At 66.4% G+C, this 23,456-nt stretch carries 21 protein-coding genes; 14 read left to right on the top strand and 7 right to left on the bottom strand.

The annotated features are described in order from the left end of the window. Positions 1-143: 143 nt before the first annotated feature. From dapD to SIDU_RS17325, 4 genes are all read right to left on the bottom strand, one after another. The gene (gene dapD, locus SIDU_RS17310) at positions 144-983 is read right to left on the bottom strand and encodes a 2,3,4,5-tetrahydropyridine-2,6-dicarboxylate N-succinyltransferase (RefSeq protein ID WP_007685477.1); all 840 of its coding nucleotides are present in this window, start codon (positions 981-983) and stop codon (positions 144-146) included. Next, positions 980-1,651 carry a pyrimidine 5'-nucleotidase gene (locus SIDU_RS17315; protein ID WP_007685475.1) on the bottom strand — a complete coding sequence of 224 codons (672 nt, stop codon included), beginning with the start codon at positions 1,649-1,651 and terminating at the stop codon, positions 980-982. The genes dapD and SIDU_RS17315 overlap by 4 nt, the downstream gene beginning before the upstream one ends. A gap of 373 nt (positions 1,652-2,024) precedes the next feature. Further along, positions 2,025-2,903, bottom strand: a complete 879-nt coding sequence (locus SIDU_RS17320; RefSeq protein ID WP_007685472.1) for an LOG family protein — start codon at positions 2,901-2,903, stop codon at positions 2,025-2,027. A gap of 76 nt (positions 2,904-2,979) precedes the next feature. Next, positions 2,980-3,675, bottom strand: coding sequence for an extensin family protein (locus SIDU_RS17325; protein WP_039979983.1), 696 nt, complete (start codon positions 3,673-3,675; stop codon positions 2,980-2,982). A 161-nt stretch (positions 3,676-3,836) separates the two neighbouring features. Here SIDU_RS17325 and SIDU_RS17330 point away from each other — a divergent pair, with 161 nt between their 5' ends. From SIDU_RS17330 to SIDU_RS17355, 6 genes are all read left to right on the top strand, one after another. Next, a complete protein-coding gene (locus SIDU_RS17330; protein WP_007685468.1) occupies positions 3,837-4,997 on the top strand; it encodes a phosphoserine transaminase in 1,161 nt (386 codons plus the stop codon). A 125-nt stretch (positions 4,998-5,122) separates the two neighbouring features. Then, on the top strand, positions 5,123-6,703 hold the full coding sequence (gene serA, locus SIDU_RS17335; protein WP_007685466.1) for a phosphoglycerate dehydrogenase: 1,581 nt from the start codon (positions 5,123-5,125) through the stop codon (positions 6,701-6,703). Between the two features lie 61 nt (positions 6,704-6,764). After that, entirely contained in the window at positions 6,765-7,895 is a 1,131-nt protein-coding gene (locus tag SIDU_RS17340; RefSeq protein ID WP_007685464.1) for an ATP phosphoribosyltransferase regulatory subunit, read from the top strand. A 130-nt stretch (positions 7,896-8,025) separates the two neighbouring features. Further along, on the top strand, positions 8,026-9,315 hold the full coding sequence (locus tag SIDU_RS17345) for an adenylosuccinate synthase (RefSeq protein ID WP_007685463.1): 1,290 nt from the start codon (positions 8,026-8,028) through the stop codon (positions 9,313-9,315). Between the two features lie 5 nt (positions 9,316-9,320). Beyond that, positions 9,321-9,503, top strand: a complete 183-nt coding sequence (locus tag SIDU_RS17350) for a hypothetical protein (RefSeq protein WP_007685461.1) — start codon at positions 9,321-9,323, stop codon at positions 9,501-9,503. 155 nt (positions 9,504-9,658) lie between these two features. Then, on the top strand, positions 9,659-10,234 hold the full coding sequence (locus SIDU_RS17355; RefSeq protein WP_007683111.1) for an NADPH-dependent FMN reductase: 576 nt from the start codon (positions 9,659-9,661) through the stop codon (positions 10,232-10,234). A gap of 226 nt (positions 10,235-10,460) precedes the next feature. Here the strand turns inward: SIDU_RS17355 and SIDU_RS17360 are convergent, their stop codons facing one another. Further along, positions 10,461-11,792 (bottom strand): dicarboxylate/amino acid:cation symporter, encoded by a 1,332-nt coding sequence (locus tag SIDU_RS17360; protein ID WP_007683112.1) that lies wholly within the window; start codon positions 11,790-11,792, stop codon positions 10,461-10,463. 175 nt (positions 11,793-11,967) lie between these two features. Continuing rightward, entirely contained in the window at positions 11,968-12,543 is a 576-nt protein-coding gene (pdxH, locus tag SIDU_RS17365) for a pyridoxamine 5'-phosphate oxidase (RefSeq protein ID WP_007683115.1), read from the bottom strand. A 123-nt stretch (positions 12,544-12,666) separates the two neighbouring features. Here pdxH and SIDU_RS17370 point away from each other — a divergent pair, with 123 nt between their 5' ends. The 6 genes from SIDU_RS17370 to SIDU_RS17395 all read left to right on the top strand — a co-directional run bounded on the left by SIDU_RS17370 (position 12,667) and on the right by SIDU_RS17395 (position 19,598). After that, the gene (locus tag SIDU_RS17370; protein WP_007683116.1) at positions 12,667-13,602 is read left to right on the top strand and encodes a DnaJ C-terminal domain-containing protein; all 936 of its coding nucleotides are present in this window, start codon (positions 12,667-12,669) and stop codon (positions 13,600-13,602) included. A 14-nt stretch (positions 13,603-13,616) separates the two neighbouring features. After that, positions 13,617-14,588 carry a YihY/virulence factor BrkB family protein gene (locus SIDU_RS17375; RefSeq protein WP_007683119.1) on the top strand — a complete coding sequence of 324 codons (972 nt, stop codon included), beginning with the start codon at positions 13,617-13,619 and terminating at the stop codon, positions 14,586-14,588. Beyond that, entirely contained in the window at positions 14,585-15,391 is an 807-nt protein-coding gene (gene fabI, locus SIDU_RS17380) for an enoyl-ACP reductase FabI (RefSeq protein WP_007683122.1), read from the top strand. Before SIDU_RS17375 ends, fabI begins: the two co-directional genes overlap by 4 nt. 89 nt (positions 15,392-15,480) lie before the next feature. Beyond that, positions 15,481-16,557 (top strand): chorismate synthase, encoded by a 1,077-nt coding sequence (gene aroC / locus SIDU_RS17385; RefSeq protein WP_025771271.1) that lies wholly within the window; start codon positions 15,481-15,483, stop codon positions 16,555-16,557. Between the two features lie 380 nt (positions 16,558-16,937). Beyond that, positions 16,938-18,716, top strand: a complete 1,779-nt coding sequence (locus SIDU_RS17390) for an SLC13 family permease (protein ID WP_007683136.1) — start codon at positions 16,938-16,940, stop codon at positions 18,714-18,716. Between the two features lie 93 nt (positions 18,717-18,809). After that, positions 18,810-19,598, top strand: a complete 789-nt coding sequence (locus SIDU_RS17395; protein WP_007683138.1) for a PhzF family phenazine biosynthesis protein — start codon at positions 18,810-18,812, stop codon at positions 19,596-19,598. A gap of 192 nt (positions 19,599-19,790) precedes the next feature. On the opposite strand, the gene SIDU_RS17400 is transcribed toward SIDU_RS17395, so the two are convergent. Then, the gene (locus SIDU_RS17400; protein ID WP_007683145.1) at positions 19,791-20,915 is read right to left on the bottom strand and encodes a serine hydrolase domain-containing protein; all 1,125 of its coding nucleotides are present in this window, start codon (positions 20,913-20,915) and stop codon (positions 19,791-19,793) included. A gap of 38 nt (positions 20,916-20,953) precedes the next feature. On the opposite strand from SIDU_RS17400, the gene SIDU_RS17405 reads away from it, so the two are divergent. Both SIDU_RS17405 and recQ read left to right on the top strand, forming a co-directional pair. After that, the gene (locus tag SIDU_RS17405; RefSeq protein WP_013038815.1) at positions 20,954-21,268 is read left to right on the top strand and encodes a hypothetical protein; all 315 of its coding nucleotides are present in this window, start codon (positions 20,954-20,956) and stop codon (positions 21,266-21,268) included. Between the two features lie 162 nt (positions 21,269-21,430). Then, positions 21,431-23,203, top strand: a complete 1,773-nt coding sequence (gene recQ / locus SIDU_RS17410) for a DNA helicase RecQ (RefSeq protein WP_007683151.1) — start codon at positions 21,431-21,433, stop codon at positions 23,201-23,203. Positions 23,204-23,456: the final 253 nt, after the last annotated feature.

The following is a 23,456-nucleotide window of genomic DNA, read 5'->3' on the forward strand; positions in this document are numbered from 1 at the left end:
AGGCGAGCTTGCGCCAAATGCCACTTATAAGCCCCTCCCCTTCAGGGGAGGGGTTGGGGTGGGGGATCTCCCCAAGCGCTGAGGGTGGAGGCGCGCCCCCACCCCCTGCCCCTCCCCTGAAGGGGAGGGGAGTGAGGCAGCCTTCAATCCCGCAACAATTCATTGATCCCGGTCTTCGACCGCGTCTGCGCGTCCACCCGCTTCACGATCACCGCGCAATAGAGGCTCGGCCCCGGCGTGCCGTCGGGCAGCGGCTTGCCGGGCAGCGACCCCGGCACCACCACCGAATAGGGCGGCACTTCGCCCATGAACACTTCTCCGGTGGCGCGGTCGACGATCTTGGTCGACTGGCCGATGAACACGCCCATCGACAGCACCGATCCCTTGCCGACGCGCACGCCCTCCACCACTTCGGACCGGGCGCCGATGAAGCAGTCATCCTCGATGATCACCGGATCGGCCTGCAACGGCTCCAGCACGCCGCCGATGCCGACGCCGCCGGACAGATGGACATTCTTGCCGATCTGCGCGCAGCTACCCACCGTCACCCAGGTGTCGACCATCGTGCCCTCATCGACGAAGGCGCCGATGTTCACGAAGCTGGGCATCAGGATCACATTCTTTGCGATATGCGCCCCGGCGCGGGCGAACGACCCCGGCACGGCACGGAAACCGGCGGCGCGGAAGGCGGCCTCATCCCAACCGGCGAACTTGCTCGGCACCTTGTCCCACCAATGGCCCGCGCCCGGGCCATTGTCGATCATGACATTGTCGTTCAGGCGGAAGGACAGCAGCACCGCCTTCTTCGCCCACTGGTTGACCCGCCAGCCTTCTGCCGTCGGCTCCGCCACGCGCAGTTCGCCGCTGTCCAGCATCGCCAGCGCCTTGTCCACCGCCTGCCGCACCGCCCCCTGCGTCGACAGGCTCACATTGGCCCGGTCCTCCCAGGCGGCGTCGATGGTCGCGATCAGTTCGTTGCTCATGGCTGCTCCCCAAAAATATCCGCCAGAAACGGCGTCAGATGGTCGGTTTCGAAATCGATGAAGTCGGGATGATGCCCGTGGTCGCCCGCTTCGGAGCCGTTATTGACCCAGATGGTGGTCATGCCGATGGCCTTGGCCGGCTTCAGGTTGCGCGCCATATCCTCGAAAAAGGCGGCGCGGGCGGGATCGACATGGTGCACCCGGCACAGTTCCGCATAGCCCGACGGATCGGGCTTGGGAATATATTGGCAGGCGTGGATGTCGTGGATCAACTCGAACGCGCCGCTCAGGCCCAGCCGGTCCAGCACGCGCGTGGCGTAGGCGGCATCGCCATTGGTAAAGATCAGCCGCCGCCCCGGCAGCGCCGCGATATGGGCGTTGAGCGCCTCGTCCACCTCCAGCCGGTCCATGGAGATGTCGTGGACATAGTCGAGGAAGGCGCGCGGCTCGATGCCATGATGGTGCATCAGGCCGGACAGGGTGGTGCCATGCTCCAGGAAATAGCGCTTCTGCGTCTGCTTCGCGACCACCGGATCGCAGCCGAGCAGGCCCTGGATGAACTCCCCCATCTTCACGTCGATCAACGCGAACAGGTCCGCCTTCGCCGGGTAGAGCGTATTGTCCAGATCGAAGATCCAGGTGTCGACATGGGCAAGGTCGCGACGCATGGCCGCGCCCTAGTCCGCTGGGACGGGGAGGGCAAGGACAATAGCCCCATCCCAAGCCGTGCTCCTGCGAAGGCAGGAGCCCAGTCCAGACGTCGTGCATTTATCAGACGGCGGAACCAGGCCGCGTGGACAAATTCGAAAATGTCGGCAATTGGCCATGAGCGGACATTAGTTTTCCGTCACCCCGGACTTGATCCGGGGTCCCGCTTTTGCCTCTACACCGCGCCCAGCCCAAGGCAGCGGGACCCCGGATCAAGTCCGGGGTGACGAATAGGGGGAGGGGCGACGAATAGGGGAACGTCCGCTCTCCACCCAAATCGATCAGTCAGGCGAAAGAGGGGAGCAAGCTTGGCGCTAAAGGGGCGAGGATAAATTACCCGCACCCCGGCGCTTCGCTGTCCTCATAGAATCTCTGCACCGCCTCCCACGCATCCTCGGCGGTCTCCACCCAGGTCAGCAGGTTGAGGTCGGACGGAGAGATCACGCCTTCATCCGCCAGCGCCTCGAAATCCACCACCCGCGTCCAGAATTCCCGCCCGAACAACAGCACCGGGATCGGCTTCATCTTGCCGGTCTGGATCAGCGTCAGCAGTTCGAACATCTCGTCGAACGTGCCGAACCCGCCCGGAAACACCGCCAGCGCCCGCGCCCGCAGCAGGAAATGCATCTTGCGCAGCGCGAAATAGTGGAACTGGAAGCTCAGTTCCGGCGTGACGAAGCGGTTGGGCGACTGTTCATGCGGCAGGACGATGTTCATGCCGATGGTGGTCTGGCCGACATCCGCCGCGCCGCGATTGGCCGCCTCCATGATCGATGGGCCGCCGCCCGAACAGACGACGAAATGGCGGCATCCGGCCTCATTCACTGGATATTGCGCTGAAATCCGCGCCAGCTTGCGCGCTTCCTCATAATAGCGCGCCTTCCTGCCCAGATTTTCGGCGATGCGCTTCTGTTCCGGCGTGGTTGCGGCGTCGATCCGCGCCTGCACCTGCTCCGGCTCCGGAATCCGCGCCGAACCGTAGAAGACGAAGGTGGACTCGATCTTCGCCTCGTCCATCAGCAATTGGGGTTTCAGCAGTTCCAACTGGAACCGCACCGGCCGCAGATCCTCCCGCAGCAGGAATTCCGTGTCCTGGAAGGCCAGTCGGTAGGCGGCGCTGCTGGTCTGGGGGGTTTCCGTCCTCAGCCGGGCGTCGGCTGCTTCCTGGCTGGCGGGGCGGAATTTGCGTTCTTCGATTTCTTTTCTAGTCATTTCCGGAAAGGTAGGACGCCCGCGTGACAAAGCCAAGGCGTCTAGCGGCAAAATCCCCCAAAGTATTTGTTGGCGCTCAGCGGCAAAAGCCGCCGCGGCCGCCCATGTCGAAATGGAAATGGTCGTGATGCGCGGCGTTGTAATCGGGGCTGAGCACGGTGCGGAACCGCTTGCAGGCGCTGGCGTGGATGATCTCCAGAAACTGCCGGACCCGCCGGTCGCCATTCCAGTCGTTCTGGATGCTGATGCGCCGCCCGTCGCTCAGCACGAAGGCGGACACGTCGACCGCATTGCTGTGCGCATGTTCGGACAATTTGCCGCTGCCCGCGATGGGACGGCAACTATAGGTGCCGAACGTCTCGATCCGCTCGACCTCCGCCCCCAGGATCAGCCGGGCGGCGGGCTGCACGCCATAGCGCGCCCAGGCCGCGAAATTGGCCGCCAGGCCGCATGTCATCGCGCCCAGATTGGTCGCGGGCACGCCGATGTCGATCAGCTTGACGCTGCCCGTCGCGCTGCATCCGCCGCCGAAATTCTGGTCGGGCAGGGGGGTGAAGAGGACCGACTGGGACGTCAGCTTCGCCATGCACTGGCGCAACTCCATCGGCGGCGGCGCGGCGGGGCGGGCGGTCCGAACCGACTTGGCGGGGCGCTCCACCCGCCCGCGCGGCACCAGGTCGCCGCCGCAGCCCGCCAGCGCCAGCACGGCCGCCGTCAGGGCCGCAAGACCCGTGCCGCGAAGGATCGCATTCCCCCAAACCCGCTCGATCATGACGGCATGATTTACCACGTTCGGCTGGCCCAAGGGTTAACGGCCGACTCGTTTCATCGCATGCAGACATTCGGCTTGACTCTTTGGCCGGAAACTTTAGGGCGGCCGACGGGCCACGCGGTCCCAACGCCGCGCGTGCTCTCTGCAAGGAGAAGCATTACATGACTGATACGACCGCCGCAGACGCCACCATTGCGCCTGCCGCCAAGCCCGCAACCAAGCCGGCTCGCCCCTATTTCTCTTCCGGTCCCTGCGCCAAGCCTCCGGGCTGGAGCGCCGACAAGCTGAGCGCCGAATCCCTCGGCCGCTCGCACCGCGCCAAGATCGGCAAGACCCGCCTCGCTTATTGCATCGACCTGATGCGCGAACTGCTGAACCTGCCCGAAACCCACCGCATCGGCATCGTCCCCGGCTCCGACACCGGCGCCTTCGAAATGGCGATGTGGACCATGTTGGGCGCCCGCCCGGTCACGACGCTGGCCTGGGAAAGCTTCGGCGAGGGCTGGGTGACGGACGCCGCCAAGCAGTTGAAGCTCGACCCCACGATCATCCGCGCCGACTATGGCCAGTTGCCCGACCTGAACGGTGTGAACTTCGCCCATGACGTGCTGTTCACCTGGAACGGCACGACCTCCGGCGTGCGCGTGCCGAACGCCGACTGGATTCCCGCCGACCGCGAAGGCCTGACCTTCGCCGACGCCACCAGCGCGGTCTTCGCTTACGAAATCGACTGGACCAAGATCGACGTCGCCACCTTCTCCTGGCAGAAGGTGTTGGGCGGGGAGGGCGGTCATGGCGTGCTGATCCTCGGCCCCCGCGCCGTGGAACGCCTGGAAACCCACACCCCCGCCTGGCCGCTGCCCAAGGTCTTCCGCCTGATGGCGAAGGGCAAGCTGGCCGAAGGCGTGTTCAAGGGCGAGACGATCAACACCCCCTCCATGCTGGCGGTGGAAGACGCGATCTTCGCGCTGGAATGGGGCAAGTCGCTGGGCGGCCTCTCCGGCCTGATCGCCCGCAGCAACGCCAATGCGGCGGCGCTGAACAGGATTGTCGAGGAACGGGACTGGCTGGGCCATCTCGCCGCCGATCCGGCTTCCCGCTCCACCACCAGCGTCTGCCTGACGGTAGAGGGCGCGGACGAAGCCTTCATCAAGAGCTTCGCCGCCCTGCTGGAGAAGGAAGGCGCCGCCTATGACGTCGCGGGCTATCGCGACGCCCCGGCGGGCCTGCGCATCTGGTGCGGCGCGACGGTAGAGACCGCCGACATTGAAGCGCTCGGTCCCTGGCTCGACTGGGCCTATGCGACCGTGAAGGCCGCTTAATCCAACTAATCCTCTATTCCCCGTCATCCCAGCGAAAGCTGGGATCTCGGGCCTCTAGGTCGAACCTAGCCGCCTGAGATCCTGACTTTCGTCAGGATGACGAATTGCAAGAAAGGCAATTCGTCATGCCCAAAGTCCTCATTTCCGACAAGATGGACCCCCGCGCCGCCGCGATCTTCCGGGAGCGCGGCGTCGAAGTCGACGAAATCACCGGCAAGACCCCGGAAGAACTCAAGGCGATCATCGGCCAGTATGACGGCCTCGCCATCCGCAGCTCGACCAAGGTCACGAAGGACATTCTCGACCACGCCACCAATTTGAAGGTCATCGGCCGCGCCGGCATCGGCGTCGACAATGTCGACATCCCGGCGGCCTCGGCCAAGGGCGTGATCGTGATGAACACCCCCTTCGGCAACTCGATCACCACCGCCGAACATGCCATCGCGCTGATGTTCGCGCTGGCCCGCCAGTTGCCCGAAGCCAACGCCCAGACGCAGCAGGGCCTGTGGCCCAAAAACGGCTTCATGGGCGTGGAAGTCACCGGCAAGACGCTGGGCCTGATCGGCGCGGGCAATATCGGCTCCATCGTCGCCAGCCGCGCGCTCGGCCTCAAGATGAAGGTGGTCGCCTTCGATCCCTTCCTGACCCCGGAACGCGCCGTCGAAATGGGCGTGGAGAAGGCCGATCTGGACACGCTGCTGGCGAAGGCGGACTTCATCACGCTGCACACGCCGCTGACCGACCAGACCCGCAACATCCTCTCCAAGGAAAATCTCGCCAAGACGAAGAAGGGCGTGCGCATCATCAACTGCGCCCGCGGCGGCCTGATCGACGAAGCCGCGCTCAAGGAAGCGCTGGATTCGGGCCATGTGGCGGGCGCCGCGCTCGACGTGTTCGTGCAGGAACCGGCGAAGGAATCGCCGCTGTTCGGCACCCCCAACTTCATCTGCACCCCGCATCTGGGCGCATCGACCGACGAAGCGCAGGTCAATGTCGCGCTCCAGGTCGCGGAACAGCTTAGCGACTATCTGCTCGACGGCGGCATCACCAATGCGCTGAACGTGCCGTCGCTCTCGGCCGAGGAAGCGCCGAAGCTCAAGCCCTATATGGCGCTGGCGGAGGAACTGGGCAGCCTGGTCGGCCAGCTTGAAGGCGACCGCATCCAGAGCGTTTCGGTCGAGGTGGAGGGCCATGCCGCCGAACTCAACCAGAAGCCGATCACGGCGGCGGTGCTGGCGGGCCTGATGCGCGTCTATTCCGACACGGTGAACATGGTCAATGCGCCCTTCCTGGCGAAGGAACGGGGTCTGGATGTCCGTGAGGTCCGCCATGACCGCGAGGGCGACTATCAGACCCTGGTCCGCGTGACCGTGAAGACCGAAAGCGGCGACAAGTCGGTCGCGGGCACGCTGTTCGGCAATGCCCAGCCGCGCCTGGTCGAACTGTTCGGCATCAAGGTGGAGGCTGATCTGGCCGGGGACATGCTCTACATCGTCAACCAGGACGCGCCGGGCTTCATCGGCCGCCTGGGTTCGACGCTGGGCGAGGCGCAGGTCAATATCGGCACCTTCCACCTCGGCCGCCGCAACCAGGGCGGGGAAGCGGTGCTGCTCCTCTCGCTCGACGGCGCGGTGAACGAAGCGGTCCTCAGCGACATCTGCAAGCTCGCAGGCGTGAAGACCGTGAAGCTCCTCCGCTTCGCCTGATGGTTCGGGCCTGATATGGTTCGGGCTGGCCTTGCGCGCATAATCCGCTAAAGGCCAGCCCATGACCTCGATTCCATCCGGCCTCCTGCCTGAAGGACTTTCCGACCGCCTGCCGCCGCTGGCGGAGGCTTCCGCCCGGCTTGCGCGCCGCGTGCTCGATACCGTGGCGAGCCACGGCTATGAACGCGTCATGCCGCCTATCGCGGAGTTTGAGGACACGCTGGTCGGCCGCCTCAAATCGATGAAGGCGCAGGATCTCGTCCGCGCCATCGACCCGGTGTCGCAGCGCAGCCTGGCCCTGCGCCCGGACATGACCGCGCAGGTCGGCCGCATCGCCGCCACCCGCCTGGCCGCCGCGCCGCGCCCGCTGCGCCTGTCCTATGCCGGTCCCGTCATCCGCCTGCGCGCCAATCAGCTCCGGCCGGAGCGGGAGCGGTTCCAGGTCGGCGCCGAACTCATCGGCAGCGACAGCGTCGCCGCCGCCGTGGAGATCGTGAACGTCGCCATAGAGGCGTTGCAGGCGGCGGGCGTCACCGGCATCACCATCGACTTCACCCTGCCGGACCTGATCGACGCGCTCGCCGCCGGGCCGCTGCCGCTCGCGCCGGAAGAGATAGAGGCCGTCCGCACCGAACTGGACGCCAAGGATGCGGGCGCGCTCGCCGCGATCAGCCCGGCCGCAGCTGCCTATCTGCCGCTGATCGAGGGCACCGGCCCCTTCCACGCCGCGATGGACAGGCTGGAGGCGCTGAACGCCGACCTGGGCGGTGCCATCGACAGCCGCATCGCGGGCCTGCGCGCCATCGCCAAGCCCATCGGCTGGGACATCAGCCTGACGCTCGATCCGACCGAGCGGCACGGCTTCGAATATCAAAACTGGTTCGGCTTCTCGATCTTCGCGGAAGGCTTCACCGGGGAGATCGGCCGGGGCGGCAGCTATGCGATCATCCGCGCCGACGGGTCGGAGGAACCGGCCATGGGCTTCTCCCTCTATCCCGATCCGCTGATCGACGCGGGCTTCGGCGGCGAGGCGCCCAGGCGGCTGTTCCTGCCCCTGCACCATGACGCCGCCCGCGCCGCCCGGTTGCGGGCGGAAGGCTGGCAGACGGTCGCCGCGCTGACCGGAGAGGAAAATGGCGAGGCGCTGCGCTGCTCGCACTGGCTCGACGGCGCGGAACCCCGCGCCTATTGACTTGACGGGACCGGGGCAGCGGGGCTAACGCGCCCCCGCAACTGGGCGACGCGCCCGCTTTATCCCACCGGCATGCCGAGTCCCGTCGAAGGGCATGGCCGGTCCGCGCGGCGGGCGGAGGACTGTATCTGTGGCAAATGTGACCGTGATCGGCGCCCAATGGGGCGACGAGGGCAAGGGCAAGATCGTCGACTGGCTGTCGGAGCGCGCCGACGTCGTCGCCCGCTTCCAGGGCGGCCATAATGCCGGTCACACGCTGGTCGTGGGGGAGAAGGTCTACAAGCTCTCGCTGCTCCCCTCCGGCATCGTGCGCGGCACGCTGTCGGTGATCGGCAACGGCGTCGTGCTGGACCCCTGGCACTTCCGCGACGAGGTGGCGAAGCTGAAGGGGCAGGGGGTGGAGATCACGCCCGACAACCTCCAGATCGCGGAAACCTGCCCGCTGATCCTGCCCTTCCACCGCGACCTCGACGGCCTGCGCGAAGATGCTTCGGGCGCGGGCAAGATCGGCACCACCCGCCGCGGCATCGGCCCGGCCTATGAGGACAAGGTCGGCCGCCGCGCCATCCGCGTCTGCGACCTGGCCCATCTGGACGATCTCGGCCCGCAGCTTGACCGCCTGACCGCGCATCATGACGCGCTGCGCGCCGGGTTCAACGAAGCGCCCATCGACCGCGACGCGCTGATGGCCGAACTGCGCGACATCGCCGGCTTCATCCTGCCCTTCGTCAAGCCCGTCTGGCTGACGCTCAACAAGGCGAAGGCGGAGGGCAAGCGCATCCTGTTCGAAGGGGCGCAGGGCACGCTGCTCGACATCGACCACGGCACCTATCCCTTCGTCACCTCCTCCAACACGGTGGCGGGCACGGCGGCGAGCGGTACCGGCCTCGGTCCCAATGGCGCGGGCTTCGTGCTCGGCATCGTCAAGGCCTACACCACCCGCGTCGGCTCCGGTCCTTTCCCGACCGAGCAGGAGAATGACGTCGGCCAGCGGCTGGGCGAGCGGGGCCATGAATTCGGCACCGTCACAGGCCGCAAGCGCCGCTGCGGCTGGTTCGACGCCGTGCTGGTGCGCCAGTCGGTCGCGGTGTCGGGCGTCACCGGCATCGCCCTCACCAAGCTGGACGTGCTGGACGGGTTCGACGAGTTGAAGATCTGCGTCGGCTACAGGATCGGCGACCGGCACTTCGACTATCTCCCCGCCCATGCGCAGGACCAGGCGAAGGCGGAGCCGGTCTATGAAAGCATCGAAGGCTGGCAGGACACCACGGCGGGCGCCCGCAGTTGGGCGGAACTCCCGGCGCAGGCGATCAAATATATCCGCCGGATCGAGGAACTGATCGGCTGCCCGGTCACGCTCGTTTCGACCAGCCCTGAGCGCGAGGACACCATCCTCGTGCGTGATCCTTTCGCGGATTGACCGGCATGGCGGGCGATCGTTTCGAGCGGCACAAGCAACCCTGGACGGCGGACGAGTTGCAGAAGCTCCACACGCTGGCGAAGAAGGGCATGGCGCTGAAAGCGATCGCCAAGGCGCTGACCCGCAGCGAGGAATCGGTGAAGGCCCGCGCCAAGCAGGACGGGCTGAACATCGCGAAGTTGAGATAGTTGCCCTGAAATACGGCGTGCTCCTGCGAAGGCAGGAGCCCAGTCCCGCCGTCTGAACTGGACACTGCCTTTGCAGGGGCACGCCGTGCTGCAAGACGCTGGACGCCATCGATCGCCGGTGCGACACTCCCCTCAACCCCTGAAGGGAGTCTCCCATGGCGCTCGACATCCTCGTTCTTTACGGTTCCTATCGCCGGGGCCGCCTCGGCATCCGTCTGGCGGAATATCTGATCAAGGGTTTCCAGGCCCTGGACCACAAAGCCGAACTCATAGATGCCCAGGCCATAGGGCTGCCCATGCTGGATCTGCGCTACAGCGACTATCCCGCGGGCGAAGCCCCCGCCGCCATGACGGCTCTATCCGAACGCCTGACCGCCGCAGACGCCTTCGTCTTCGTCGCGGGCGAATATAATCGGGGCATGCAGCCGGGCCTCAAGAATCTCGTCGATCACTATCTCAAGGAATTCGACCGCCGCCCGGCGGGCATCGCCAGCTATTCCATGGGCCGCTATGCCGGGGTGAACAGCCATGCCGCCTGGACGGTGACGCTGAACGCCATGGGCATGACCGTCATCCCGGAGCGCCTGAGCGTCGGCCAGATCAGCGACACGCTGGATGCCGAAGCCCGTCCTCACGGAGAAAGCGGCGCGGCGCTGGAACGCGGCTTCGCCAGCTTCGCGCGGAGCCTGGTCTATTGGGACGAGGCGGTGAAGAAGGTTAGCGAGGGGTAATAAACGGCCCATCCTAATCCTCCCCATCGAGAGATGGGGAGGGGGACCAGCCGCAGGCTGGTGGAGGGGAATGGAGCACGACCTCCGAATTTCCCCTCCACCATGCTTCGCATGTCGAAGAGAGTCACGCGCCTCTCTTCGACCCTCCCCACGCTTCGCGCAGGGAGGATTTAATGCCCGCTCACGCCCATGTTCAGCATAACGGCACCCCGACGCGCCGCCCGCTTCACCCCCGCTTCTCCTCCTCCACCATGTCCGACGCCAGTTCCAGCCCGGCACGACCGTGGGAGGGGGTATGCGCGGGCGCCTTGGGATGGGGCACATATTCCGGCTCCTCGACCTCCAGCATGCCCTCCCATTTGGTGATGACGGATGTGGCGATGGCGTTGCCCAGCACGTTGGTCGCGGTGCGACCCATGTCCATGAAATGGTCGACCGCCAGGATGAAGGCCACGCCCTCCACCGGCAGGTCGAACTGGCCCAGCGTCGCGGCGACCACCACCAGCGACGCGCGGGGCACGGCGGCGATGCCTTTGCTGGTCACCATAAGCACCAGCAATATGGTGATCTGCGTCGCGATCGGCAGGTCGATGCCATAGGCCTGGGCGATGAAGATGGTGGCGAAGGTCGAATACATCATCGACCCGTCCAGGTTGAAGCTGTAGCCCAGGGGCAGCACGAAGCTGTAGATGCGCCGCGGCACGCCGAAACGGTCGAGCTGCTCCAGCATCTTGGGATAGGCGGCCTCCGACGACGCGGTCGAGAAGGCGATCAATATCGGCTCGCGCACATAGCGGATCAGCTTCACCATCCGCCTGCCCAGGAAGATCGATCCCGCCGCGAACAGCAGCACCCAGAGCGCGATCAGCGACAGATAGAATTCGCCCACCAACTCGCCGAAGGTCTTGAGCACGCCCAGCCCTTCGGTCGTCACGACCGACGCCAGCGCGCCGAAGACGGCGAAGGGCGCGACACGCATGACATAGCCCGTCACTTGCAGCATCAGTTCGACCATCGCCTCGATCACGGTGACGATGGGCTTGCCCCTTTCGCCGATGGCGGTCAGCGCAATGCCCACGAACAGGGAGAAGACGACGATCTGGAGGATCGAATTTTCCGCCATCGCCCCGACCATGGAGGTGGGGAAGACGTGCAGGATGAAGTCGCGGAAGTTGAGCGCTTCGGTATTCACCCCCGAATCCGCGCCCGAGCGGACCAGGTTCAGCCCTTCGCCCGGCGCGAAGAAATTGACGAAGATGAGGCCGAGCGTCAGCGAGATCAGGCTGGCGATGATGAACCAGGCGAGGGCGCGACCGCCGATCCGGCCCAGCGCCGCGCTGTCGCCCATATGCGCGATGCCCGCCACCAGCGTGGAGAAGACCAGCGGCGCGATGATCATCTTGATCAGGTGCAGGAAGATGTCCGCCAGCAGATGGTAATAGCCCGCCACATCCTTGGCCAGCGCCTTGTCGCCACCCACCCAGATATTGGTGGCAAAGCCCACGATCACCCCCAGAACCATTCCCGTCAGGATGAACGCCGTCAGTCGATTTCGCATCTCGTTCCTTTAACCGGCGCGCGGGCGCACCGCATTCATGGTCTGTCCCAAATGGTGGCTACACCTAACAGCCACCCGCAGCGCCCGCAATCGAAGGCGCGTGAATGCCGTCATCCCGGTTAGACGAATGAGGAATCATATTCCGCGCCCCGTCCGGCGCGGGAAATAGACGAACTCAGGGGTAAAGCAGTCCTTCCCGCCAGCCGCCGCCGTCGCGCTCGAACAGGCGGCGCTCATGCAGGCGATGTTCGCGGTCCTGCCAGAATTCGATGCGCTCCGGCGCGACGCGAAATCCCGACCAGTGCGGCGGACGCGGCACCGGCCCGCCCTCGAACCGCAGGCTGACCTCGTCATAGCGGGCCATGAACAGGTCGCGCGATTCCAGCGGACGCGACTGGTCCGACGCCCATGCGCCCAACTGGCTGTCGCGGCTCCGGGTCGCGAAATAGGCGTCGGCGGTGGCGTCGTCCACCGGACCCACCGGACCCTCGATCCGGACCTGCCGCCGCAGCGATTTCCAGTGGAACAGCAGCGCCGCATGCGGATTGGCGTGCAGTTCCTCCGCCTTGCGCCCCTCGAAATTGGTGTAGAAGACGAAGCCGTCCGGCCCATGCCCCTTCAGCAGCACCATGCGCAGCGACGGCCGCCCGCGCGCGTCGGCGGTGGCCAGCGCCATGGCGTTGCTGTCGTTGATCTCGGTTTCGCGCGCCTCGGCATACCAGGCGTCGAACAGCAGGAAGGGATCGGTCATGCGCGGTGCTGTACGCCCCTCACAAAGCCATGTCGATACGGCTTTCCCACGCTTGAACGATCCCGCGCCTTTCGCCACATAGGACGCAAACGGCTTTTTGATGCAAAGGATATGTTGACGGCAATGGCTGATCCCTACTCCACCCTGGGCGTCGCGCGCGGCGCGAGCGAGGCAGAGATCAAATCGGCCTATCGGAAGCTCGCCAAGGAACTGCATCCCGACCGGAACAAGGACAATCCGAAGGCAGCGGAGAAATTTTCCGCCGTCACCGGCGCCTATGACCTGCTGTCGGACAAGGACAAGCGCGCCCGCTTCGACCGGGGCGAGATCGACGGCGAGGGCAATCCGACCGCGCCCTTCGGCTTCGGCGGCGGCGGGGCGGGGGGCTTTCGCGGCCGTCCGGGGCAGGGCGGCGGGTTCGAGTTCCAGGATGGCGGCGCCGATTTCGGCGACATATTCGAAGGGCTTTTCGGCGGCGCGGGCCGGCGTGGGGGAGCGGGCGGAGGCTTTGGCGGTTTCGGCCGGGGCGCGCCGCCGCAGAAGGGCGCGAACGTCACCTATCGCCTGGCCGTCCAGTTCGTCGACGCCGCGACCCTGGCGCCCCAACGGATCACGCTCCAGGACGGCAAGACCATCGACCTGAAACTGCCCGCGGGGGTCGAGACGGGCACGCAGATGCGCCTTTCCGGCAAGGGCCAGCAGGGCCCCGGCGGCGCGGGCGACGCCATCGTCACCATAGAGGTGAAGCCGCACCCCTTCTTCACCCGCGACGGCGACAATGTGCTGCTGGACCTGCCCATCACCCTGGACGAGGCGGTGAAGGGGGCGAAGGTCAAGGTGCCGACGGTCGACGGCCCGGTGATGCTGGGCGTGCCGGCGGGCGCCTCCTCCGGCAAGACGCTGCGGCTGCGCGGCAAGGGCTTCACGGGCAGGAAGGGGCAGCGGGGCGACCAGCTCGTCACCCTGCTGATCGACGTGCCCGCCGACGATCCGGCGATCAAGGCGCTGGTGGAAGGCTGGCGGGACAGCCGCGCCGTGCGGACCCATCTGGGCGTATGAGGGGTTAGGGGGGAATGCCGCATCCATCCCCCCTGTCGCCGGAATCCCGCCGCAAGCATATCGCTGAAGAAGCCCGCACCAAGTTCCACCGCCAGATCGCCCGCGTGCGGCCCGGCAGCCACGCGTTCGAAATCGCGAAGCGGGTGGCGGTCGGCACCTATAATGACGGCTTCATCCATGCCGGGAACCTTGCCTATCTCTCGCTGATGACGCTGTTCCCCTTCTTCATCGTGGCGGCGGCGGTGGCCAGCATCTTCGGCCGGTCGCAGGACGGGCTGGCGGCGGTCGGCGCCTTTCTGGAAACGGTGCCGCCGGGCGTCGCGGAGGTGGTGCGCCAGCCCATCGTCGACGTGCTGAACGCCCGCACTGGGCCGCTGCTCTGGCTGGGCGGGCTGGTCGGGCTGTGGACCGTCGGCAGCCTCATAGAGACGATCCGCGACATATTGCGCCGCGCCTATGGGACCAGGAGCACGCGCCCCTTCTGGCACTATCGCCTGACCGCCATCGGCATCACGCTGGTCAGCGTGTTCGCGGTGATGTTCGCCTTCTCCATGCAGGTGATCATCACCGGCATCGACCAGTTCCTGCACCAGATCCTGCCCTTTGCCGACCAGGCGATACAGATTGTCAGCCTGACGAAGCTGGCGCCCATGGCGATCCTGTGCGTCGCGCTTTATTATCTCTACGTTTCCCTGACCCCCAGCCTGTACAAGGATCCGCGCTTCCCGAAATGGCCCGGCGCCATCGCCACGGCGCTCTGGTGGTATGGCGTCACCCTGCTGCTGCCGGTCACGCTTTCCATGCTCGGCGGCTATGACATGACCTATGGCAGCCTGGCCGGGGTGATGATCACGCTCATTTTCTTCTTTCTTGTCGGGCTTGGCGTGGTAATTGGCGCGGAATTGAATGCGGCGCTGGCGGAGTTCCCGGAAGAGGAGGCCGCGGCGGCCGCGCCGGACGATAAAGGGAATGGGACGACGGTATGACAGGCTTGATGGCGGGAAAACGCGGTCTGATCATGGGGCTGGCGAACGACAAGTCGCTGGCCTGGGGCATATCGAAGGCGCTGCATGCGCAGGGCGCGGAACTGGCCTTCTCCTATCAGGGCGAGGCGCTGGCCAAGCGGGTGAGGCCGCTGGCGGAGGAACTGGGGTCCGATTTCCTGATCGACTGCGACGTGTCGGACATGGAAAAGCTGGACGCCGCCTTTGCCGAGATCGAGGCGAAATGGGGCAGGCTGGACTTCGTGGTCCACGCCATCGGCTTTTCCGACAAGAATGAACTGCGCGGCCTCTATGTCGACACCAGCCTGGAAAATTTCCTGCTGACGATGAACATCTCCGCCTACAGCTTCGTCGCCGTCGCCAAGCGGGCGCGAGCGCTGATGCCGGAGGGCGGCAGCCTGCTGACGCTCAGCTATTATGGCGCGGAAAAGGTGATCCCCCATTATAACGTCATGGGCGTGGCCAAGGCGGCGCTGGAAACCAGCGTCAAATATCTGGCCATGGACCTGGGTCCGGAAAATATCCGCGTCAACGCCATCTCCGCCGGTCCGATCAAGACGCTGGCGGCCAGCGGCATCGGCGATTTCCGCTACATCATGAAGTGGAACGAACTGAACAGCCCGCTCCGCCGCAACGTGACGATAGAGGATGTGGGCGGCGCGGGCCTCTATCTCCTCTCCGACCTGGCGGCGGGCGTGACCGGCGAAGTCCATCATGTCGACGCGGGCTACAATGTCATCGGCATGAAGGCCGAAGACGCGCCGGACATCGCATTGGACAAGTAACAAAACCCCTCTCCCACCGGGAGAGGGAGGGACCCGCCGCGAAGCGGTGGGAGGGTGAGGGCGAACCACCTCACCCACGAAAGGCAGATATGAGCTTCAACACTTTCGGCCGCGTCTTCCGCTTCTCGACCTGGGGGGAATCCCATGGTCCCGCCATCGGCGCGATGGTCGACGGCTGCCCTCCGGGCCTGCCCCTGACCGAAGCCGACATCCAGCCTTTCCTGGACAAGCGCAAGCCCGGCACCTCGAAATTCACCACCCAGCGCCGCGAAGCCGATGAGGTCCGCATCCTGTCGGGCGTGTTCGAGGGGCGCACAACCGGCACCCCGATCAGCCTGATGATCGAAAATACCGACCAGCGGTCGAAGGACTATAGCGAAGTCGCCAAGGCCTATCGCCCCGGCCATGCCGACTATGCCTATGACGCCAAATATGGTTTTCGCGACTATCGCGGCGGTGGGCGATCCTCGGCGCGGGAAACCGCCAGCCGCGTGGCGGCGGGCGCGGTCGCCCGGCTGGTGATCCCCGATGTCGACATCTTCGCCTATGTGACCGAAATCGGCGGCGACGCCATCGACCCGGCCCGTTTTGACGCGAGCGAGATCGACAACAACCCCTTCTTCTGCCCCGATCGGGAGGCGGCGAAGCGCTGGGAGAAGCTGGTGGACGACGCCCGCAAGGACGGCTCCTCGCTCGGCGCGGTGGTGGAATGCATCGCCAGCGGCGTTCCGGCCGGCTGGGGCGCGCCCCTCTATGCCAAGCTCGACAGCGAACTCGCCGCCGCGATGATGAGCATCAACGCGGTCAAGGGCGTGGAGATCGGCGACGGTTTCGCCGCCGCCCGCCTGCGCGGCGAGCAGAATGCCGACCCGATGCGGCCCGGTAATGAGGGGAATCCCGTCTTCCTCGCCAACCATGCGGGCGGCATTGCGGGGGGCATCTCCACCGGACAGCCGGTCAAGGTCCGCATCGCCTTCAAGCCGACCAGCTCGATCCTGATCCCGGTCGAAACCGTCACCCGCGAGGGCGAGGCGTCGGACATCGTGACCAAGGGCCGCCACGACCCCTGCGTCGGCATTCGCGGCGTGCCGGTGGTCGAAGCGATGATGGCGCTGGTGCTGGCCGACCAGAAACTGCTCCACCGCGCCCAGTGCGGCGAGGGCTGATCCAGGCCGTGCCCTGCTCCTGCGAACGCAGGAGTCCAGCCCTGCCGTCAGGTCCGTTTCTCGCGAGGCTCAAATGCCTTCGCAGGAGCACGAAGGAGAATCCTGCTCGCCACCCCCCACAACGCGCCGAATCGAGCCATAATTCCGGCAAAGGCGCGATTCCGGCGAGACGACTCACCCAATCTGCGATACCATCGCCGTCACGGATCGCCCGCGGGAGGGCGAGCGGCAGCGCGTAAGCCTGGGGAGCGTCACCATGCCCCGCATGGATTGACGGTCAAAACGTCCCCTTCAGCCGCGAACACGGGCCAGCCATGCAACCATGGCTGGCCCATTTCGTTGAAGCAGGACGCGAAAACGCGATCCGGGGCACAAGACGCATGCATTTCATCACCGCGCTGATCGGCATCTATGGCGCGGAGATCGGGCTTGTCATCCTCGCCCTGATGTTCGTCGCCTTCGTGCGCGAACGCTATTCGCCCACTGTCGTGTCGGTGGTCGGGGCCTGCGCCTTCGCGCTGCTGGGCCTGCTCGACGAAAAGGATCTGTTCTCCGTTTTCTCCAACAGCGCGCCGCTGACGGTCGGGGCGATGTTCGTGCTTTCCGGCGCGCTGATCCGCACGGGGACGATCAACCGCGTCGCCGACCTGGTCATGGCCCGCGCCCAGCGCCACCCCCGCTTGGCGCTGGCCGAAGTCACGCTCGGCACGGTCGTCCTTTCGGCTTTCCTCAACAACACGCCGGTCGTGATCCTGCTGATCCCGATCATGTTCAAGCTGGCGCAGGCGACCGGCTATCCGGTCAAGAAACTGCTGATCCCGATGAACGCCGTCGCGGTGATGGGCGGTTGCGTGACGCTGATCGGCACATCGACCAACCTGATCGTCGCGGGCATCGCCGCCGACCAGGGCATGGCGCCCTTCGGCATATTCGACATCACGCCCTATGGGTTGGCCGGGGTCGCGGCCGGCATCGCCGCGCTGGCCGGCCTGTCCTTCCTGCTGCCCAGCGATCCGCCCTCCATCGCGGGGGAGGATGGCGGCAATGTGCAGGATTATCTGACCGAACTCATCCTGTCGCGGGACAGCGACCTGATCGGCCGCACCGTCGGCTCCCTGTCGATCTTCGGCCGCTCCGCCAGCCTGCTCGGCCTCAAGCGGGCGGGGGAGATACGGCGCCGGGGGATAGAGGAAGAGGAACTGCACGCCGGCGACCACCTGCTGGTCCATGCCGACGGCGCGACGATCATGACCCTGCGCGAATCCGGCGACTTCGAAATCGGCCTGGCCGCGGCGTCGGAAACTCCCGGCGGCGGCACCGTCATCGAAGCGATGATCGCGCCCAGCCATCCGTCCATCGGGGAACGGCTGATCGACATTCCCTTCCTCCACGCGCTGCGGGTGCGGATCATCGGCATTCACCGGGCGCGCCACCTGCCCGGACCCGACCTCAGCGAAACCCGCGTGCGCGGCGCGGACCGCCTGCTGATCGCGGGCAGCGACGACAGCATCCGCTCGCTCAAGGACAATGCCCATCTGATCGGCGTCGACATCAGCCGCGCCCGCGCCTTCCGCCCGCGAAAGGCGTGGATCGCCATTCTCGCCCTGACGGCGGTGGTGCTGCTCTCGGCCATCGACGTCATCGGCATCGGGCTGGCCGCCTTCATCGCGGTGGGCGTGATCCTCGTCACCCGCTGCATCGATCCGGAGGAGGCATGGGCCGCGATCGACGGCGACGTGCTGATCCTCATCTTCGCGATGCTTGCGGTCGGACTGGCGCTCGAACAGGCGGGCAGCGTCGCGCTGATGGTCGGCTGGATCGATCCGCTGCTCGCCGCCGCGCCCGCATGGTCGCTGGTGTTCCTCATCTATTTCTTCGCGCTGCTCCTGTCCGAACTGCTCAGCAACAATGCGGTGGCGGCGCTGCTCACGCCGCTCACCATCGCGCTCGCCCATCAGTTAGGCGCCGATCCGCGCCCGCTTGTGATCGCGCTGATGATCGGCGCGTCGGCCTGCTTCGCCACGCCGATCGGCTATCAGACCAATGCGCTGGTCTATGCGGCGGGCGATTATCGCTTTTCCGATTTCGTGCGGATCGGGATTCCGCTCAACCTCGTCGTCGGGCTGGCGGTCTGCACCGCGCTCGTCCTGCTGGGATGAGGCCCTGGGCCGCGCCAAGCCATTTTCGGCCGACCGGCCCTGTCCCGGCGCCGGGCGCATCGCCATGATGATCGGCAGATCAAAGGATTGCCCGTGACCAGCCTGCCCATCATCCAGGTCGACGCCTTCGCCGACGCGCCCTTCACCGGCAATCCGGCCGCGGTCATGCCGCTCGGCCAATGGCTGGACGATGCGACGCTTCAGGCGATAGCGGCGGAAAACAACCTCTCCGAAACCGCCTTCACCGTGCCCACCCCCGACGATCCGGAGGCGGACTATGCGCTGCGCTGGTTCACGCCGGCCGTGGAGGTCAAGCTCTGCGGCCATGCCACGCTGGCGAGCGGCCATGTGCTGATGGGCGGGCGCACCGCCGTCCGCTTCCGCACGCGGCAGGCGGGCATCCTCAGCGTGTCGCGCGACCGCGACGGCTATGCCCTCTCCCTTCCCGCCTGGCCTACCGGACCCAGGCCCTTGCCCGAACTGGCCGAGGCCATGGGCGGGGACATCCTGGAAACCCAATGGCGCGAAGGGGGCTATGCGATCTTCCTCTATCGCGACGCGGCCGCGATCCGTGCGCTGGAACCGGACTTCGCGACGTTGAAGAAGGCCGGTCCCATCCTGCTGATCGCCACCGCGCCCGGCGATGACAGCGACATCGTCAGCCGCGTCTTCGTCCCCGGCGCGGGCATAGACGAAGATCCCGTCACCGGCTCCGCCCACTGCCTGCTCACCCCTTATTGGGCGAAACGGCTGGACAAGGCCGCGCTCACGGCCTTTCAGGCATCGCGGCGCGGCGGGCGCCTGTCGTGCCGGCTTTCCGGCGACAGGGTGATCCTGACCGGCGCCTGCCGCACGGTGATCGAAGGCAATTTCCTGCTTTAGGTGACCTTCAATCCTCCCCGCGCGCAGCGTGGGGAGGGTCGAAGAGAGGCACGTGACTCTCTTCGACGCTCGCGCAGCGAGTGGTGGAGGGGAAATTCGGAGGTCGTGCCCCATTCCCCTCCACCAGCCTGCGGCTGGACCCCCTCCCCATCTCCCGATGGGGAGGAATAGGAGAAGCGTGCTCTCCACCCCTCACCGCGCATAAAGCCCGACGAGCTTCGCCAGTTCCGCCTTCAGCGCGGCGCGCTCCTCCTTGCGGGGCGACATGCCCAGCCGCACGACCGTCAGGCGCTGCGAGGGCGAAACCAGTATATATTGCCCGCCATGGCCGACGCAGCCGAACAGGCTGCGCGGCGCCCGTCCCGGCATCAGCGCGCTGTCCTCGCTGTCCCGGTTCAGCCACAGATGCGCCCCATAGGCGGCATTGCGGGGCGAAGGCTCGCGCATATGGTCGATCCATTTTTCCGGCACGATCTGGTGCCCCGCCGCGCCGCGCCCATGGTTGCGCAGCAATTCCCCGAAACGGGCATAGTCCCGCGCCGTCATATGCATGAAGCTGCCGCCGATCATCGTCCCTGCCGCATCATATTCCACGGTCAGGCTGTCGAGCCGCGCCGGGATCTTCAGCCGGCCGTCGATGAACATCTGCATCGCCCGCCGCCGCACGTCGGGATCGGTGCTGTTGGTCAGCATCCGCGCCATCAGGTCGGCCAGGATGACGCTGTTGCCGGTCGAATAGGAAAAGGCGGCGCCCGGCGCATGGGCCAGCGGCTTTGCCTCCGCAAAGGCGCCCATGTCCTGCGCGCCGTCGGTGAACAGCATCCTTATCGTGTCGGCCTCCGCCAGCGGTTCGGCATCCTCGACATGGTCCAGGCCGGACGTCATGGCCAGCAACTGGCGCAGGGTGATGCGCCCCCTGGGATCGCCCGGCTGGCCCCAGGCCGCCACCGGCACCGGCGAATCGAGCGCCAGCCGCCCGTCCGACACCATCAGCCCGATCAGCACCGCCGTCACGCTCTTGGCCGCGGACCAGGACGGCAGCTTCGTCCGCGGCCCATAGCCGGGCGCATAGCGCTCCGCCACGATCTCTCCGTCGTGCATGATGACCAGCGCTCGCGTTTCGCCCACCGCATCGTCGAACAGCGGGTCGATCGCTGCCCTCAGCGTCGCCGCGTCCGCGTCCGAATCGCCCGCGACATGATAGACCGGCTCCGGCCCGGCGGCGGCGCGCACGGTCCACAGCCCGGCCACCGCCAGCACCGCCAAAATCCCGCCCAACGCGCCAAGGCGCTTTACGCTGTTCCGCTCAAGCCTCATAAGCCGCCGCCTTAGCATGGTGCGCGGGAAAGGGGAGCATGTCCGGTCGCCGGAAATGGATTTACGGAGCTTTGGCGGCGGTGCTGCTGCCGCTGGCGCTGCTGGCCTGGAACTGGAGCGCCCTGCGTGCCCAGGCGCAGGTCGGCGCGGGCTTCGGCGCGCGCGTAACCTGCTCCTGCCGCTATGTGGAAGGGCGGTCGATGGAAAGCTGCAAGGGCGACAAGGAACCCGGCATGTGGGCCGTGTCGCTGAAGGACTTGCCCGAATCGCAATCGGTCAACGCGGCGGTTCCGCTGCTCGCCTCCCGCACGGCGCGCTATCGCAAGGGCTGGGGCTGCCTGCTGGACCCTTGAGGCCCCATCCGACATCCCATGAGTCGCCCATCCGTCATCCCGGCGAAAGCTGGGATTTCGTGCCGCCAGGCAGTGCCCTATCGCCTGAGATCCCCGCTTTCGCTGGGATGACGATAGCGGGAAGCTGGCCCCACCGCCCTCAAATCGCTACAGCCCCTCCCCATGCGTCCCGACATCCCGACCCTGCTCCACGATATTTTCGGTTTCCCCGCCTTTCGGGGCGTGCAGGAACAGGTGGTCGGCCGCATCATGGCGGGGCAGCCGACGCTGGCGATCATGCCGACCGGCGCGGGCAAGTCGCTCTGCTACCAGCTTCCCGCCGTGGCGCTGGAAGGCTGCTGCGTCGTCGTCTCCCCGCTGATCGCGCTGATGCACGACCAGCTTCGCGCCGCCCAGGCGGTCGGTATCCGCGCCGCCAGCCTCACCAGCGTCGATGCCGACTGGCGGGAGACGCAGGACCGGCTGCGCAACGGCGATCTCGACCTGCTCTACGTCGCCCCGGAGCGCGCCAGCGGGGAGGCGTTCCGCACCCTCCTGCGCGCCGCGAAGATCGCCCTCTTCGCGATTGACGAGGCGCATTGCGTTTCCGAATGGGGCCATGATTTCCGCCCGGACTATCGCCTGCTGCGCCCGCTGCTGGACGAATTTCCGGACGTTCCCCGCCTCGCGCTGACCGCCACCGCAGACCATCACACCCGCGACGACATCCTCGTCCAGCTCGGCATCCCGCGTGACGGCCTGATCATCGCGGGCTTCGACCGGCCGAACATCCGCTACGCCGTCCATCCCCGCGATGGCCTGGCCCGCCAGCTTTCCGACCTGATCGCTGGCCAGACCGGCCCCGGCATCGTTTACGCCCCCACCCGCGCCGCGACCGAGAAGCTGGCCGAAACCCTCGGCAAGACCGGCCGCCCGACCCGCGCCTATCATGCGGGGCTGGACCCGCGCACCCGCGCCGCCAACCAGGCCGCCTTCATCGCCAGCGAGGATATGGTGATGGTCGCCACCATCGCCTTCGGCATGGGCATCGACAAGCCCGACGTCCGCTTCGTCGCCCATGCGGCGCTGCCCAAGTCGATCGAGGGCTATTATCAGGAATCGGGCCGCGCAGGCCGCGACGGCGAACCCGCCGAAGCGCATCTCTTCTGGGGCGCGGACGATTTCGCCCGCGCCCGCCAGCGCATCGGCGAACTCGATCCCCTGCGCCAACAGGGCGAGCGCGCCCGCATCACCGCGCTGGGCGGGCTGGTGGAGACCGGCACCTGCCGCCGCGCCATATTGCTCCGCCATTTCGGGGAAAATCCCCCGACCACCTGCGGCAATTGCGACAATTGCCTGAACCCGCCGCCCAGCATCGACGTGACCCAGACCGCCCGCAAATTCCTGTCCGCCGTCTACCGCACCGGCCAGAGCTTCGGCGTCGGCCATATCGAGCAGGTGCTGACCGGCGCCGTCACCGACAAGATCCGCGAGCGCGGCCATGACAGGATTTCGGTCTACGGCATCGTCGACGGGGAGGAGACGGCGCTGCTGCGCCCCGTATCCCGCGCCTTGCTGGTCCGCGACGCGCTCCAGACCAACGAACATGGCGGGCTGGAATTCGGCCCCAATGCCCGCCCGATCCTGCGCGGCGAGGAAGAGGTCAGCCTGGTCCTGCCGCCCCGCAAGGAACGCCGCCGCAAGAGCGCCCGCAACGGCAGCGCCGAAAATCCCGTGGGCGATCCGCTGTTCGACGCGCTGCGCGCCTGCCGCCGCGAACTGGCGCAGGAGGCGGGCGTGCCGCCCTATGTCATCTTCCATGATTCGACCCTGCGCGAAATGGCGGAGCAGCGCCCGACGAGCCTCACCGAACTCGGCCACATCAGCGGGGTAGGGCAGCGCAAGCTGGATGCTTATGGCGACGCGTTTCTGGCGGCGATCCGTCCTTATCTTTAAGCTTGAGAGCAACGCGCTCCTGCGGAGGCAGGAGCCTAGGCCGCGTGGACAAATTCAAGATTCGCCTGACTGAGGGATTTGGGTGGAGAGGGGCCATTCCCCTATTCGTCACCCCGGGCTTGACCCGGGGTCCCGCTGCCTTGGGCTGGGCGCGGACTCAGAAAGAAAGCGGGACCCCGGATCAAGTCCGGGGTGACGGTAAATGATGTCCGCTCATGGCCATTTCCCGACATTCCGAATTTGTCCACGCGGC

Source organism: Sphingobium indicum B90A (genome assembly GCF_000264945.2).
Taxonomy (GTDB): Bacteria; Pseudomonadota; Alphaproteobacteria; order Sphingomonadales; family Sphingomonadaceae; genus Sphingobium; species Sphingobium indicum.

Excerpts from the sequence above, each read along its gene's own strand:
- pdxH (WP_007683115.1), bottom strand. The coding sequence starts at position 12,543 with ATGACCGATCCCTTCCTGCTGTTCGACGCCTGGTATGCCGAGGCGCGC.
- SIDU_RS17340 (WP_007685464.1), top strand. The coding sequence starts at position 6,765 with ATGACCTCGATTCCATCCGGCCTCCTGCCTGAAGGACTTTCCGACCGC.
- SIDU_RS17405 (WP_013038815.1), top strand. The coding sequence starts at position 20,954 with ATGTCCGGTCGCCGGAAATGGATTTACGGAGCTTTGGCGGCGGTGCTG.
- SIDU_RS17355 (WP_007683111.1), top strand. The coding sequence starts at position 9,659 with ATGGCGCTCGACATCCTCGTTCTTTACGGTTCCTATCGCCGGGGCCGC.
- SIDU_RS17360 (WP_007683112.1), bottom strand. The coding sequence starts at position 11,792 with ATGCGAAATCGACTGACGGCGTTCATCCTGACGGGAATGGTTCTGGGG.
- SIDU_RS17330 (WP_007685468.1), top strand. The coding sequence starts at position 3,837 with ATGACTGATACGACCGCCGCAGACGCCACCATTGCGCCTGCCGCCAAG.
- serA (WP_007685466.1), top strand. The coding sequence starts at position 5,123 with ATGCCCAAAGTCCTCATTTCCGACAAGATGGACCCCCGCGCCGCCGCG.
- SIDU_RS17325 (WP_039979983.1), bottom strand. The coding sequence starts at position 3,675 with ATGATCGAGCGGGTTTGGGGGAATGCGATCCTTCGCGGCACGGGTCTT.
- SIDU_RS17400 (WP_007683145.1), bottom strand. The coding sequence starts at position 20,915 with ATGAGGCTTGAGCGGAACAGCGTAAAGCGCCTTGGCGCGTTGGGCGGG.
- fabI (WP_007683122.1), top strand. The coding sequence starts at position 14,585 with ATGACAGGCTTGATGGCGGGAAAACGCGGTCTGATCATGGGGCTGGCG.
- SIDU_RS17320 (WP_007685472.1), bottom strand. The coding sequence starts at position 2,903 with ATGACTAGAAAAGAAATCGAAGAACGCAAATTCCGCCCCGCCAGCCAG.
- SIDU_RS17370 (WP_007683116.1), top strand. The coding sequence starts at position 12,667 with ATGGCTGATCCCTACTCCACCCTGGGCGTCGCGCGCGGCGCGAGCGAG.
- SIDU_RS17390 (WP_007683136.1), top strand. The coding sequence starts at position 16,938 with ATGCATTTCATCACCGCGCTGATCGGCATCTATGGCGCGGAGATCGGG.
- dapD (WP_007685477.1), bottom strand. The coding sequence starts at position 983 with ATGAGCAACGAACTGATCGCGACCATCGACGCCGCCTGGGAGGACCGG.
- aroC (WP_025771271.1), top strand. The coding sequence starts at position 15,481 with ATGAGCTTCAACACTTTCGGCCGCGTCTTCCGCTTCTCGACCTGGGGG.
- SIDU_RS17315 (WP_007685475.1), bottom strand. The coding sequence starts at position 1,651 with ATGCGTCGCGACCTTGCCCATGTCGACACCTGGATCTTCGATCTGGAC.
- SIDU_RS17375 (WP_007683119.1), top strand. The coding sequence starts at position 13,617 with ATGCCGCATCCATCCCCCCTGTCGCCGGAATCCCGCCGCAAGCATATC.
- recQ (WP_007683151.1), top strand. The coding sequence starts at position 21,431 with ATGCGTCCCGACATCCCGACCCTGCTCCACGATATTTTCGGTTTCCCC.
- SIDU_RS17350 (WP_007685461.1), top strand. The coding sequence starts at position 9,321 with ATGGCGGGCGATCGTTTCGAGCGGCACAAGCAACCCTGGACGGCGGAC.